This is a genomic window from Phyllobacterium zundukense, assembly GCF_002764115.1.
GTDB classification, from domain to species: Bacteria; Pseudomonadota; Alphaproteobacteria; order Rhizobiales; family Rhizobiaceae; genus Phyllobacterium; species Phyllobacterium zundukense.
On record NZ_CP017940.1, the window covers coordinates 816,943 to 830,038 of the forward strand.

General features: G+C 56.2%; 13 protein-coding genes. 8 read left to right on the plus strand and 5 right to left on the minus strand.

The features are described 5' to 3' along the window. Window positions 1-39 precede the first annotated feature (39 nt). Window positions 40-954: an oxygen-dependent coproporphyrinogen oxidase gene (gene hemF, locus BLM14_RS03965; protein ID WP_099998187.1), complete on the minus strand. Its 915-nt coding sequence runs from the start codon at window positions 952-954 to the stop codon at window positions 40-42. A 155-nt stretch (window positions 955-1,109) separates the two neighbouring features. On the opposite strand from hemF, the gene BLM14_RS03970 reads away from it, so the two are divergent. Both BLM14_RS03970 and BLM14_RS03975 read left to right on the plus strand, forming a co-directional pair. Further along, window positions 1,110-1,382, plus strand: coding sequence for a hypothetical protein (locus BLM14_RS03970; RefSeq protein WP_099998188.1), 273 nt, complete (start codon window positions 1,110-1,112; stop codon window positions 1,380-1,382). 220 nt (window positions 1,383-1,602) lie between these two features. After that, entirely contained in the window at window positions 1,603-2,706 is a 1,104-nt protein-coding gene (locus tag BLM14_RS03975) for an ABC transporter substrate-binding protein (RefSeq protein WP_099998189.1), read from the plus strand. 56 nt (window positions 2,707-2,762) lie between these two features. On the opposite strand, the gene BLM14_RS03980 is transcribed toward BLM14_RS03975, so the two are convergent. Then, window positions 2,763-3,233 (minus strand): tRNA (cytidine(34)-2'-O)-methyltransferase, encoded by a 471-nt coding sequence (locus BLM14_RS03980; protein WP_099998190.1) that lies wholly within the window; start codon window positions 3,231-3,233, stop codon window positions 2,763-2,765. A gap of 339 nt (window positions 3,234-3,572) precedes the next feature. Between BLM14_RS03980 and BLM14_RS03985 the strand changes: the two genes are divergently transcribed. The 6 genes from BLM14_RS03985 (at window position 3,573) to BLM14_RS04010 (ending at window position 11,028) form a co-directional block, all read left to right on the plus strand. Then, window positions 3,573-5,420 carry an ABC transporter ATP-binding protein gene (locus BLM14_RS03985; RefSeq protein WP_100001027.1) on the plus strand — a complete coding sequence of 616 codons (1,848 nt, stop codon included), beginning with the start codon at window positions 3,573-3,575 and terminating at the stop codon, window positions 5,418-5,420. Window positions 5,421-5,557: 137 nt separating this feature from the next. Continuing rightward, a complete protein-coding gene (locus tag BLM14_RS03990; RefSeq protein ID WP_099998191.1) occupies window positions 5,558-7,408 on the plus strand; it encodes an ABC transporter ATP-binding protein in 1,851 nt (616 codons plus the stop codon). 187 nt (window positions 7,409-7,595) lie between these two features. Next, window positions 7,596-8,159: a ubiquinol-cytochrome c reductase iron-sulfur subunit gene (gene petA, locus BLM14_RS03995; protein WP_099998192.1), complete on the plus strand. Its 564-nt coding sequence runs from the start codon at window positions 7,596-7,598 to the stop codon at window positions 8,157-8,159. 21 nt (window positions 8,160-8,180) lie between these two features. Further along, window positions 8,181-9,479 (plus strand): cytochrome b, encoded by a 1,299-nt coding sequence (locus BLM14_RS04000; protein WP_099998193.1) that lies wholly within the window; start codon window positions 8,181-8,183, stop codon window positions 9,477-9,479. A gap of 29 nt (window positions 9,480-9,508) precedes the next feature. Next, window positions 9,509-10,375 (plus strand): cytochrome c1, encoded by an 867-nt coding sequence (locus tag BLM14_RS04005; protein ID WP_099998194.1) that lies wholly within the window; start codon window positions 9,509-9,511, stop codon window positions 10,373-10,375. 107 nt (window positions 10,376-10,482) lie between these two features. Continuing rightward, window positions 10,483-11,028, plus strand: coding sequence for an adenine phosphoribosyltransferase (locus BLM14_RS04010; protein WP_099998195.1), 546 nt, complete (start codon window positions 10,483-10,485; stop codon window positions 11,026-11,028). 6 nt (window positions 11,029-11,034) lie between these two features. On the opposite strand, the gene BLM14_RS04015 is transcribed toward BLM14_RS04010, so the two are convergent. Genes BLM14_RS04015 through ychF form a run of 3 tightly spaced genes read right to left on the minus strand, consistent with a single transcriptional unit; the run spans window position 11,035 to window position 13,090 of the window. Continuing rightward, entirely contained in the window at window positions 11,035-11,505 is a 471-nt protein-coding gene (locus tag BLM14_RS04015; RefSeq protein ID WP_099998196.1) for a MaoC family dehydratase, read from the minus strand. After that, entirely contained in the window at window positions 11,502-11,972 is a 471-nt protein-coding gene (locus tag BLM14_RS04020; protein WP_099998197.1) for a MaoC family dehydratase, read from the minus strand. The genes BLM14_RS04015 and BLM14_RS04020 overlap by 4 nt, the downstream gene beginning before the upstream one ends. Window positions 11,973-11,986: 14 nt before the next feature. Continuing rightward, window positions 11,987-13,090 carry a redox-regulated ATPase YchF gene (ychF, locus tag BLM14_RS04025; RefSeq protein ID WP_099998198.1) on the minus strand — a complete coding sequence of 368 codons (1,104 nt, stop codon included), beginning with the start codon at window positions 13,088-13,090 and terminating at the stop codon, window positions 11,987-11,989. Window positions 13,091-13,096: the final 6 nt, after the last annotated feature.

Genomic DNA, 13,096 nt, shown 5'->3' on the forward strand with positions numbered 1-13,096 from the left:
AACGCATGAAGTGGCAGATTGATCCCTTAAAGATTCGCGTCAGGGCCACTTAACCGTTGGTGGCATCGATGAAAGGATGGAATCGACATTGCCCCCGGTCTTCAAGCCGAAGATCGTGCCGCGATCGTAGAGCAGATTGAATTCAACATAACGGCCCCGACGGATCAGCTGCTCCTGACGCTCCGCATCTGTCCAGTCCTGGTTGAAGTGCTGCCGCACGAGGTAGGGGTAGACCACGGAAAAAGCCCGGCCCACATCGCGTGTGAAATTGAAATCGGCAGTCCAGCCGCCATTTTCTTCCGAAGAATGCAGCCAGTCATAGAATATGCCGCCGGTGCCGCGCGGCTCCTTGCGATGAGGCAGATAGAAATATTCGTCGCACCAAGTCTTGAACTTCTCATGATTGGCGACCGCAGAGTGCTTGTCACAAACGAATTTCAGCGCCTTGTGAAAGGCGAGCGTGTCGGGATCTTCCTGAGACCGCTTGCGATCGAGTACGGGGGTCAAGTCCGCACCACCGCCAAACCATTGCCGTGTTGTAACGACCATGCGCGTGTTCATGTGGACGGCCGGCACAAACGGGTTTTGCGGGTGGGCAATCAGCGAAATGCCTGATGCCCAGAAACGCGGGTCCTCGTCTGCGCCCGGTATCTGCTTGCGAAATTCCTGGCTGAACTCGCCGTGGACCGTCGAGGTGTGAACCCCTACCTTTTCGAAGACCCGGCCATGCATGATGGACATGATCCCGCCGCCGCCTTTTCCTTCGTCACGCTGCCAGGGCGTCTGTTTGAAGCGGCCGGGCGCACGGTCGGAAAGTGGGCCATCCAGTTCGTCTTCCAGTTGCTCAAAGGCTGCGCAGATCTTGTCGCGCAATTCCATAAACCAGGCAGTAGCCATGGTTTTCTTTTCCTCAAGTGCTTCGGGCAGGATGGCGGGAATATCTGGACGGTCCATAACAAAGAATCCTTTTTGCGGTGGACAGTATCACATCAACCAAAAGCCAAAAGGAAGGGGTGCTCATTCATTCGATGTATCCATAAAAAAATGACTCGTGTTCCGTCCGCGCAGTCCCTAATCTCATTGTTGTAGGGTTCAGTGAAGGATACGAGATGGTCTCCAGAGCACCCCGGTCACATTTCCCCAAGCCGCCGCTTGATGGCTTGCGCAAGAGACTGAAGGAGAGCCGTGACAGCGGCCACCAGCAGCGTGGTGCATTCATTCGCGAGAGTTTCAGGCTTCCCCGCCTCGCAGCGCGCGAAAAGGCACGCGAGTGGTTCGAACAATATCCCAAAGCTGCCTATTGGACCGAAATAGAGAGCTGGTATGAGCGCCCGGGCGACATCATCGAGTTCACCATGCGCCGATTGCCGAATGCCGACTGAAATGCGAAAAAACGAAGATTGAACAATAAAATTGATGTTTTTCTTCAAAAAATTGATCGATCTGGCCAAAAACGGCTGCCAATTTTAGAAATTTATCAGATTTTCTGCTATTCCAGCCAAATTTCAAGCAATCGTTGCTGACAGCCTTTTGCAAAGTCAGTAGAACTTTGCCAGCACCGGAGAATCTTCCGGACGCACAAGAAAATCCAAGGAGGACACTATGCGCTTATCGTTGATATCCGGCGTGGCGTTGGCCGCTGTCATGGCGATGACGTCGTTTGCCAAGGCCGACATAATCGTTGGCATTATCGCGCCTGTCACCGGACCGGTCGCAGCCTATGGCTTGCAGGTGAAGAACGGTGTCGAAAGCGCTGCGGAAGCCATCAACGCTGCAGGCGGCATCAAGGGCGAAAAAATCGTAACGAAGATTTTTGATGATGCGGGTGAGCCGAAGCAGGGCGTATCGGTTGCCAACCAGGTGGTTGGTGAGGGTATCAAATTTGTCGTCGGTCCGGTTACTTCGGGCGTAGCCATGCCGGTTTCGGATGTTCTGGCCGAGAACGGCATCGTGATGGTTACTCCGACAGCGACCACCCCGGACTTGACGACACGCGGTCTAGAGACCGTGTTCCGCACCTGTGGACGCGACGATCAGCAAGCCGACGTTGCCGGCAAATACATTCTCGACAACTTCAAGGACAAGCGCATCGCCATTGTCTACGACAAGACGCCTTATGGCACGGGCATTGGCAACGGTCTGAAGGCCGTGCTCAACAAGGGCGGCGTTACCGAAGTTGTCTTCGAAGGTATCAATGCCGGCGAAAAAGACTACAGCGCGCTTGTAACGCGTTTGAAGTCCGAAAAGGCCGACGTGATCTATTTCGGTGGTTATCATGCTGAAGGCGGCCTGATCGCTCGTCAGTTAAGCGACCAGGGCATCAAGGCGCAGCTCATCGGCCCCGATGGCCTGTCCAATACGGAATATTGGGCAATCGGCGGCGAAGCCGCTGCAGGCACATTGTTTACCAACAGTGCAGACCCTACCAAGAACCCTGCAGCTTCGAAGGTCGTAGAAGCGCTTCAGGCCAAGAACATTCCGGCCGAAGCCTTCACGCTCAATGCCTATGCTGCATTGCAGGTGATCGCCGGTGGGATTGAAAAGGCCGGTTCGGCTGAACCAACGGAGGTTGCGGCAAAGATCAAGTCGGGTGAGGCACTGTCCACAGTTGTCGGCGACCTGACCTATTCGAGCACAGGCGACCTGACCACACCAGCCTTCGTCTTCTACAAGTGGGAAGGCGGCAAGGCGGTTCAGATCGACTAAAACCGCAGTCGTAAACCAAAAAATCCGCCGGTCAGAAATGCCCGGCGGATTTGTTTTTAGAGCTGGAACTGCCGGAGCGCTTCTCCCGCAGCGATGGCCGCCGAAAGGGCCATATTCAGTGAACGCGCGCCTGGAACCATTGGGATGATCAGTCTCGCATCTGCGGCCTGATGCACCTCAGCTGGAACACCTGCCGATTCGCGCCCGAGCAGCAGAATGTCTCCTCTCTGAAAGCTGAATTGGGTGTAGGGCTCGGCTGCCTTCGTTGAAAAAAGCAGCAATCGGCGGTTTTCACTCAGCCGCCATTGCTGGAAATGCGTCCAGTCGGCATGGCGCGTAAGAGCAGCCTGTTCGAGATAATCCATCCCGGCCCGCTTCAATGCGCGGTCGGAGATGTCAAAGCCTGCGGGTTCGATGACGTCAACACCGATGCCGAAACAGGCCGCCATGCGCAGGATCGTCCCGGTATTGCCGGGAATATCGGGCTGGTAGAGCGCGATGCGCAGATCAGCTTGATTGTTGGTCAAAAGTAGAGTGCTCCGTTAGCAACACCTTCGCCATCGAAGTGCTTGCGTATAAGATTGGGCTCTCGCCTTTTGCGTTCATAATCGGTATAGGGATCATACCGCAACGCTAACTTTGGAGGTGTCGATGCCAGAATTTTTCCGACTTCTTCCAGACCGGATGCTCTCCGGTGTCGTTGGCGGTTCTGTGTCCATTTTGCTCGCTTAAGTTTCCCCATTTACTGACACAAGCCGCAATCGTTTGTTTTCACGTTTGCAGGTCTGTTCCATGTTCACCTTGACGAAGCTCCGGCGACCGATTTTGCGGTCTGCTCCCAAGACATGCCCACATGAGGTTTGATGATGTTTCGCTGGTTTGAAGAGAGGCTTGAGCCGTTCCCGTCTGCTGAGCCTGGCGAGCCACCCAAGACATTGGTGGCCTTTTGCCTGCACTATACCAAGGGCGTCTGGCCGTGGATTGCTGTCATGGCGGTTTGCACATCGCTCATCGCTGTTCTTGAAGTGTCGATGTACGGGTTCCTGGGCGGCATTGTCGATTGGCTTTCGAACCACTCACGCGAAACATTTCTTGCCGATGAAGGATGGAAGCTCGCATTGATTGCGGGTGTCGTACTTGTCGTGATGCCGGGCGTCGTTCTGATCGATTCGCTGGTCATCCATCAGACTTTGCTCGGTAATTATCCGATGCGTATCCGCTGGATGGTGCATCGTTATCTTGTTCGCCAGTCGATGACTTTCTTCCAGGATGAATTTGCGGGCCGCATTTCCACCAAATTGATGCAGACCTCGCTCGCGGTGCGCGAGACGGTGATGAAGCTGCTCGACGTTCTCAACTACGTTATCGTCTATTTCAGCGGATCCCTGATCATTGCTGCCGCGGCTGATTGGCGGCTGATGATGCCCTTTCTGGTATGGCTGGCGGCCTATGTCAGCCTGATGTGGTATTTCATCCCAAAATTGCAGGTGGTCTCGAAAAAGCAAGCCGATGCGCGATCGACAATGACGGGGCGGATTGTCGACAGCTATACCAATATCGCCACGGTCAAACTCTTTTCCCATTCCAAGCGGGAGGAAAGTTATGCCCGCGAGGGAATGCAGGATTTCTTGAGTACGGCCTATACCCAGATGCGCATGGTGACAGCGTTCCATGTTGGCCTCTATGCGATAAATTGCGTGCTTCTGTTCTCGGTTAGCGGCATTGCCATCTGGTTGTGGCTTGGTTCGGCCATTTCTGTTGGTGCGGTCGCGGTTGGGATTGGCCTCGTTCTTCGCCTCAACGGCATGTCGCAGTGGATCATGTGGGAAATGTCGGCGCTGTTCGAAAATATCGGGACGGTGGAAGATGGCATAACCTCTATCTCGTTGCCGCGCCTCGTTCAGGATGTGCCGAATGCTCCGGACTTGAAGGTAAGTGCCGGCGCCATCACCTTCGATTCGATCGGCTTTCACTATGGCAAGGGCGCCGGTGTCATCGATCGCCTGTCGCTGGATATTCGTCCGGGCGAAAAGATCGGGCTTGTCGGCAGATCAGGCGCCGGCAAGTCGACGTTGGTCAATCTGCTTTTGCGGTTTTACGATCTGGAAAGCGGCCGTATCCTGATCGATGGACAGGACATTTCGAAGGTCAGGCAGGACTCGCTGCGTGAACATATCGGTATGATCACGCAGGATACCTCGCTCCTGCACCGTTCGATCCGGGACAATGTGCTTTATGGCCGACCAGATGCATCGGACGAATTGATGTATCAGGCAGTGAAGAACGCGCAGGCGGACGGCTTTATCGAATTGGCGACCGATCCCAAAGGAAGGCGCGGTTTTGATGCCCATGTCGGTGAGCGGGGCGTTAAACTTTCCGGTGGCCAGCGCCAGCGTATCGCCATTGCCCGGGTGATGCTGAAAGATGCGCCGGTCCTGATCATGGACGAGGCCACCTCGGCGCTCGACTCGGAAGTGGAAGCGGCGATCCAGGACAATCTCTACCGGCTGATGCAGGGGAAAACCGTGATCGCGATCGCGCACCGGCTGTCGACCATTGCGGCGCTCGACCGGTTGGTCGTTATGGACAAGGGCAGGATTGTCGAAAGCGGGACTCATGAAGAGCTGATCGCGGCCAATGGTATCTATGCTGGGCTGTGGGCAAGGCAGTCGGGCGGTTTCCTTGGTCTCGACGATCAGGAAGCAGCCGAGTAGCCAGGGTCAAACTAACTCAAGTTTAATTTGACGGCCGACGGGACTCGCTCAAAGGTGTTCCGTCGGCCGCTGATGTGATTGATGGCGGCGCATGCTTCATCAAAACCACAGGAGATTCCAACATTGATGTGGGTTGAATGACACGTCTTTTCCGCCTGTTCGAAGGCTGGATCGATCCCTACGCCAATCCGCCGGCGGATCGGGTCCCCAACCAGTCGCTGGCTTTCATGTGGTTTTACGTCAGGCAGGAAAAATGTGTATTTCTCGCCATGCTTGTCTGCGGTGGCCTGATTGCCCTTTTCGAGGCTGGTCTGTTCTGGTTCGTCGGCAAGGTCATAGATATCCTGTCGTCGACCGATCGCGCGGAGGGCTGGCAGGGTCTCATCGACAGACATGGCATTGCCCTTCTCCTTATGCTTCTGGCCGTGTTCGTTGGACGGACGATCGTGCTTTCTCTTGCAGCGCTGGTCGAGGAGCAGGCAATTGTTCCGGGCTTCAACAATCTCGTGCGATGGCAGGCCCACAGCGTTGTCTATCGCCAGAGCCTGTCGTTCTTCCAGAACGATTTCTCCGGCCGCATCGTGACAAAGGTTTGGGCGGCTGGTCAGGCGCTTGGCGATTTCATGGTGACGCTGCTGCAGGCGGTGTGGTTCAGTCTGGTGTATTGTGCGACAACCCTATTTCTGATCGGCAGGCTTGATTGGCGCCTCGCTTCGGTTGTCGGGCTATGGCTCGTCGTTTTCGGATTTACCGCACGCTACTTCCTGCCGCGTGTTCGCCGCGCCGCACGGGAAACAGCGGAAACAAGTTCGCTCGTGATGGGGCGTCTTGTCGATGGGTACAGCAATATCCAGACACTGAAGCTGTTCGGAACGACCCAGCGGGATGACGCCTATATGCGCCGGGGCATGGACCGTTGGCTTGCGGCGATCATGGCGCTGACTCGTGGTTTAAGCGGAATCCGCATTTCGCTGGCCGCGACAAGCGGCGTCATGATCTGTGCGGTTGCATCCCTTTTAATCGATCTTTGGCTGACCGGGGAAATTTCCTCTGGTGAAGTCGCCTTCACGCTTGGTCTTGTCCTGCGCCTGAGCATGCTCCTGACCCGCATGATGGCCAATCTCAATGGCCTCCTGCGCAATTACGGTACGATCCAAAATTCCATGGAACTCCTGGCAAGACCCGTTACCGTGGTTGATCGGCCCGACGCGTCGGAACTGGTTGTCACGCACGGGGCGATCAGGTTTGAGAATGTGCGTTTTCACTATGACAGTTCCGCGAACGTCATCGAGGACCTTACGCTGGATATACGCCCCGGGGAAAAGATCGGCCTTGTCGGCCGTTCGGGCGCAGGCAAGTCAACGCTCGTCAACCTTCTGCTCCGGTTCTACGATCTCGAAGGCGGGCGCATCCTCGTCGATGGCCAGGATATCTCGAAAGTGACGCAGGATTCGCTGCGCGCCCATATCGGCATGGTGACCCAGGATACATCGCTGCTGCATCGCTCGGTGCGGGACAACATACTCTATGGGCGGCCTGATGCCTCGGACGAGATGATGCAGCAGGCCGTCATCAATGCGCAGGCCGATGCATTCATTGACGTTTTGAGTGATCCAAAGGGGCGGCGAGGCTTTGACGCGCATGTTGGCGAACGCGGCGTAAAGCTATCCGGTGGTCAGCGTCAGCGTATCGCTATCGCCCGGGTGATGCTGAAGGATGCCCCGATCCTTATTCTGGATGAGGCGACCTCGGCGCTGGATTCCGAAGTGGAGGCAGCGATTCAGGACAGTCTCTACCGTTTGATGCATGGCAAGACCGTCATCGCCATCGCGCATCGGCTGTCGACCATTGCGGCGCTGGACCGGCTTGTGGTGATGGACAAAGGTCAGATTGTCGAAAGCGGGACTCATGAAGAGCTCATCGCTGCCAACGGCATCTATGCGGGGCTCTGGGCCCGGCAATCGGGCGGATTCATAGGGCACGAGTAATGCTGTGCCTTATCCCTGCGACATCCTGCCCTTGTGGCGCTGTCAGGCTGGACAAGCTCAAGCGACATGCTTAGAAACCACGCAATATGCTGGGGATTCCACAAGGCTCATTTTTTGGGCCTGTCTTCTATTATGCTGACATGGTGGACTCTCCCGCTGCGTTGTTATTCGGAAAGGAACAGGCCCCGTGAGCGCACACGATACGACCGAGCCGACACGGCGTGACTTCCTCTATATTGCGACAGGTATGGCCGGTGTGGTCGGTGCAGGTGCCTTTGCTTGGCCCTTTATCGATCAGATGAGACCGGACGCATCCACGCTGGCAGTCTCGTCTATCGAAGTTGATGTTTCGGCTGTTCAGCCGGGCATGTCCCTGACGGTCAAGTGGCGCGGTAAGCCGATCTTCATTCGCAATCGCACGCCCAAGGAAGTTGAGGAAGCCAAGGCTGTCGCCCTCGGTGATCTGAAGGATCCGGTTGCACGCAATGCCAATTTGCCAAGCGATGCCCAGGCGACTGATGCCGATCGCACGGCCGCCAAGGAAAAGGAAAACTGGCTGGTGATGGTGGGGGTCTGCACCCATCTCGGCTGTATCCCGCTTGGTCAGCAGGGCGATTTCGGTGGCTGGTTCTGCCCATGCCACGGTTCGCACTATGATACGGCCGGGCGCATCCGCAAGGGACCCGCGCCAGAAAACCTGCCGATCCCGCCACTTTCATTCATTTCCGATACCGTCATCAAGATCGGCTAAGGTTCCACGGGGAGACACGACATGAGCGGTGGACATTCATCCTATACGCCGAGCACCGGTATCGAAAAATGGGTTGACGCGCGACTGCCGTTGCCGCGTCTGATGTACGATTCATTCGTCGCATATCCGGTTCCGCGCAATCTCAATTATGCCTATGCCTTCGGTGGCATTCTGGCGATCATGCTGGTTTCGCAGATCCTCACCGGTGTGGTCCTGGCGATGCACTATGCTGCGGATACGGGCCTGGCGTTCAACTCAGTTGAAAAAATCATGCGCGATGTGAACTCCGGATGGCTGTTGCGCTATCTGCATTCCAACGGCGCATCAATGTTCTTCCTCGCCGTCTATGTGCATATTTTCCGTGGTCTCTACTACGGTTCCTACAAGGCGCCGCGCGAGTTGCTGTGGATTCTCGGTGTGATCATCCTTCTCCTGATGATGGCGACTGCCTTTATGGGCTACGTTCTGCCCTGGGGTCAGATGTCCTTCTGGGGTGCAACCGTAATCACCGGTTTCTTTACCGCCTTCCCCGTTATCGGTGACCCAATCCAGCAATTGCTGCTTGGTGGCTTTGCCGTCGACAATCCGACGCTCAACCGCTTCTTCTCTCTGCATTATCTGTTGCCCTTCATGATTGCCGGTGTGGTTATCCTCCACGTCTGGGCATTGCATGTGACAGGCCAGACGAACCCGACCGGCATCGAAGTGAAATCGAAGACCGACACCGTTGCCTTCACGCCTTACGCTACCGTCAAGGACGCGTTCGCGCTGGTGCTGTTCCTTATCCTCTTCGCCTATTTCGTGTTTTATATGCCGAACTTCATGGGGCACCCGGACAACTACATCCAGGCTGACTCGCTGAAGACTCCGGCCCACATTGTTCCAGAATGGTACTTCCTGCCATTCTACGCGATGCTGCGCGCCATCACCTTCAACATCGGACCGATCAATTCGAAGCTCGGCGGCGTTCTGACCATGTTCGGCTCGATCGCAATCCTGTTCATCGTACCATGGCTCGACACATCGAAGATTCGTTCGGCCGTGTACCGCCCCTGGTACAAACTGTTCTTCTGGCTGTTCGTCATCAATGCCATCATGCTCGGCTGGCTTGGATCCCGCCCGGCTGAAGGCCTCTATACGGTCTTCTCGCAGCTTGGAACGGCTTACTATTTCGGCTTCTTCGTTGTCCTCATGCCACTGCTTGGCCTGATCGAAACCCCGCGCCGACTGCCGAATTCGATCACGGAAGCCGTGCTTGGGAAAACCAAGAGTGGTGGCCAGCTGGCTGGCGTCGCCGCTGCTCCGGAAACCAAAGGCTGAGAAACGTGAAGGGCTCAAAGGACTTCCCCATGAAAAAAATCCTCCTCGGTTTCGCAGCTGTCGGTCTTGGTACGATGTTGGCATTCGGTGGCGCTTACGCTGCTGAAGAAGCCCACAATGCCGCCGAGCCAACGCACTTCCCGATCAAGCATCCCGAACAGCAGGACTGGACCTTCGCCGGGCCGTTCGGCCACTATGACAAGCAGCAGCTGCAGCGTGGCCTGAAGATCTACAAGGAAGTGTGCTCGGCTTGCCATTCGATGAACTTGGTGCCGTTCCGCTCGCTTGAGGAACTTGGCTACAGCGAAGCGCAGGTAAAGGCATTCGCGGCAGAATATGAAGTGCCGGATGCGCCTAATGCGGATGGTGAATTTGTCAACCGCAAGGCCATTCCTGCCGATCATTTCCCGTCCCCCTATGCGAACCCACAGGCTGCCGCTGCCGCCAATGGCGGCGCGGTTCCGCCGGACTTCTCACTGATCGCCAAGGCGCGCGCAGTCGAACGTGGCTTTCCGCAGTTTTTGATTGATATTGTCTGGGGGCAATATCAAGAGGGCGGTCCGGATTACATCCATGCTCTGCTGACTGGCTTCGGCGAAACGCCGCCGGAAGGTATGCAGATTCCCGAGGGAACGCACTACAATCCATACTTCATTGCCGCCAAGTCACTTGCCATGGCTCAGCCACTTCAGGATGGTCAGGTGACCTATGATGATGGTTCACCGCAGACGCTGGCTCAGTACTCCAAGGACATTTCGGCCTTCCTGATGTGGGCAGCCGAACCGCACCTGGAAGAGCGCAAGAAGACCGGTTTCCGTGTCATGATGTTCCTCGTCCTCTTTGCCGGACTGATCTACGTGGCCAAGCGCCGGATCTGGGCTGACGTCGAGCATTGATCCCGGATAAAATTTTGAAGTTGAATGGGGCGCTTGGCGCCCTTTTCTTTTGAGATGCAGAGCCATTAGATTACGAGTTCCCGTCAATGGCATGAAGGAGCGATGAGATGGATTCCACCCTAAAGCAGACGCTGGTCGATGCCATTCGCAACATCCCCGATTATCCCAAGCCCGGGGTGATGTTCCGCGACATCACGACGTTACTCGGCAATGCCCGCGCTTTCCGGCGGGCAGTCGATGAGCTCGTGCATCCATACACAGGCGGCAAGGTGGACAAGGTGGCGGGCATCGAGGCACGCGGCTTCATCATTGGAGGCGCGATGGCGCATCAGCTCTCGTCGGGTTTCGTACCCATTCGCAAGAAGGGGAAGCTACCGCACGACACGGTAAGCATTGCCTATAGTCTCGAGTACGGCGTTGACGAGATGGAGATGCACCGGGATGCGATCGTGCCTGGCGAGAAGGTTATTCTCGTCGATGACCTGATAGCGACAGGTGGAACGGCGGAGGGCGCCGTGAAGCTCTTGCAGCAGATGGGCGCCGATATTGTCGGCGCCTGCTTCATCATCGATCTACCGGAGCTGGGCGGACGCAAGAAGCTGGAAGCGCTCGGTGTCAATGTCCGCACGCTGATCGCTTTCGATGGCCACTAGGAACGCTTATTCGGGCAGGGCAATCAGCGCTGCGCTGTCGAACTCGAGAACCTTGTCACCCTTCTGGTTATAGGCGGCTGAGGACATCTGCATCATCGACCAGCCAGTACGCGACTGAAGGGCTCGAATGCCATTCAATGTTCGCGTAAAGCGGATTGTATCGCCGGCATAAACCGGCTTCAGCCATTTGAGATTTTCGAATCCCGGCGAGGGGCCAAACTGCGGTGGCTTTTCACCGTGCTCAATCGCTGACCGGACTTCGGCCTTGATGTCTTCCACATTCAACCGCATCCAGATGGCCGTTGTATGCCAGCCCGAGGCGCAGAGCCCGCCGAAATTGCTTTTCCTCGCGGCTTCCGGGTCGACATGAAAGCGCTGGGGATCGTATTTCGTCGCGAAGGCGATAATCTCTTCGGCCGAGAAAGTGTGGGTACCAAGGTCCCGCTCCACGCCGATCAACTGTTCGATCCCGCTCATGATGCGACTGCCTCCCGCAGGGAAAACATGGCGGTGTGCTCGAGCTCGCAGACAATCACACCGTTCTGATTAAAGACCGTGTGGTGTAGCTTGACGAATCCCAGCGAAGGCTTCGACTTGGATGTACGCCGGTCGAGGATCGTCGTCTTTCCCGTCAGTGTGTCACCAGCAAGAACCGGCTGTTTCCATTTGACGAAGTCGACCCCTGGTGCGCCTTGCGAGGTCGAATCCAGCAGATAGGAGTCGCAAAGCATCCGCATGAACATGGAAGCCGTGTGCCAGCCGGAGGCAGCAAGGCCTCCGAGGACACTTGCCTTGCCTGCGGCCTCATCCAGATGGAATGGCTGCGGGTCGAACTGGCTGGCGAAATCGATGATCTCCTCCGTCGTTACGATTTTTGACCCCAGAGGCCATTCGCTGCCGACGGTAAAGTCTTCGTACGCGTATCGTGGAGAGTGTTCGCTCATGTTCTGCCTGAAGTTTATGTGTTGAACCTGAACAGCATGATGTCGCCATCCTGAACGACATATTCCTTGCCTTCATCACGCGCCTTGCCGGCTTCCTTGGCCGCTACTTCGCCGCCGAGGTTGACGTAGTCGTTATAGGCGATCGTCTGGGCGCGAATGAAGCCACGCTCGAAATCCGTGTGGATGACACCGGCAGCTTGCGGCGCTTTTGAACCACGCTCGACAGTCCACGCGCGGGCTTCCTTCGGTCCCACGGTGAAGTAGGTGATGAGATGGAGCAGCTTGTACCCGGCGCGGATCAACCGGTCGAGTCCCGGTTCGTCCAGGTTCATCGCATCCAGATATTCCTTGGCTTCCTCGTCCGGCAACTGTGCAACTTCTGCCTCGATGGCAGCGGATATAGTAACAGTTTCAGCGCCCTGCTTGGTCGCCATCTCCTCGACTTCTTCGGTATATTCATTGCCGGTTGCAGCATCGCTTTCAGCGACATTGCAAACATAGAGAACGGGTTTGGAGGTCAAAAGGTTGAGGTCTTGCAAAATCAACAGCTCTTCAGCCGCTATTCCGTTCAACATGAAGCGAACCGGTTTGCCCTCCTGAAGCAGGGCCAGAGCCTGTTCCATGACCGGCAGGACAGTCAGCGCTTCCTTGTCCTTGCTGCTGGCGCGCTTGCGGAACTGCACAATACGGCGTTCAAGGCTTTCCAGATCCGACAACATCAGTTCGGTTTCAACTGTCTCGGCATCCGATACAGGGTCGATGCGACCTTCAACATGGGTAATGTCGTCATCCTCGAAGCAGCGCAGCACATGCACCACGGCATCCACTTCGCGAATGTTGGCAAGAAACTGGTTGCCGAGGCCTTCGCCCTTTGACGCGCCGCGGACCAGGCCTGCAATATCGACAAAGCTGATGCGAGTCGGCACGATATTTGCCGATTTGCCGATTTTCGCAATGGCTTGCAAACGCGGATCAGGCACAGCAACCTCGCCGGTGTTCGGCTCGATCGTGCAGAAAGGATAGTTCGCAGCCTGGGCGGCGGCCGTCTTGGTCAGGGCGTTGAAAAGCGTCGATTTACCGACATTGGGCAGGCCAACGATGCCGCATTTGAAACCCATAATGTG

Bases quoted from the DNA above. Each gene is read 5' to 3' on its own strand.
- hemF (WP_099998187.1), bottom strand. From the start codon at position 954: ATGGACCGTCCAGATATTCCCGCCATCCTGCCCGAAGCACTTGAGGAA.
- BLM14_RS03970 (WP_099998188.1), top strand. From the start codon at position 1,110: ATGGTCTCCAGAGCACCCCGGTCACATTTCCCCAAGCCGCCGCTTGAT.
- BLM14_RS03975 (WP_099998189.1), top strand. From the start codon at position 1,603: ATGCGCTTATCGTTGATATCCGGCGTGGCGTTGGCCGCTGTCATGGCG.
- BLM14_RS03985 (WP_100001027.1), top strand. From the start codon at position 3,573: ATGTTTCGCTGGTTTGAAGAGAGGCTTGAGCCGTTCCCGTCTGCTGAG.
- BLM14_RS03990 (WP_099998191.1), top strand. From the start codon at position 5,558: ATGACACGTCTTTTCCGCCTGTTCGAAGGCTGGATCGATCCCTACGCC.
- BLM14_RS04000 (WP_099998193.1), top strand. From the start codon at position 8,181: ATGAGCGGTGGACATTCATCCTATACGCCGAGCACCGGTATCGAAAAA.
- BLM14_RS04005 (WP_099998194.1), top strand. From the start codon at position 9,509: ATGAAAAAAATCCTCCTCGGTTTCGCAGCTGTCGGTCTTGGTACGATG.
- BLM14_RS04010 (WP_099998195.1), top strand. From the start codon at position 10,483: ATGGATTCCACCCTAAAGCAGACGCTGGTCGATGCCATTCGCAACATC.
- BLM14_RS04015 (WP_099998196.1), bottom strand. From the start codon at position 11,505: ATGAGCGGGATCGAACAGTTGATCGGCGTGGAGCGGGACCTTGGTACC.
- BLM14_RS04020 (WP_099998197.1), bottom strand. From the start codon at position 11,972: ATGAGCGAACACTCTCCACGATACGCGTACGAAGACTTTACCGTCGGC.
- ychF (WP_099998198.1), bottom strand. From the start codon at position 13,090: ATGGGTTTCAAATGCGGCATCGTTGGCCTGCCCAATGTCGGTAAATCG.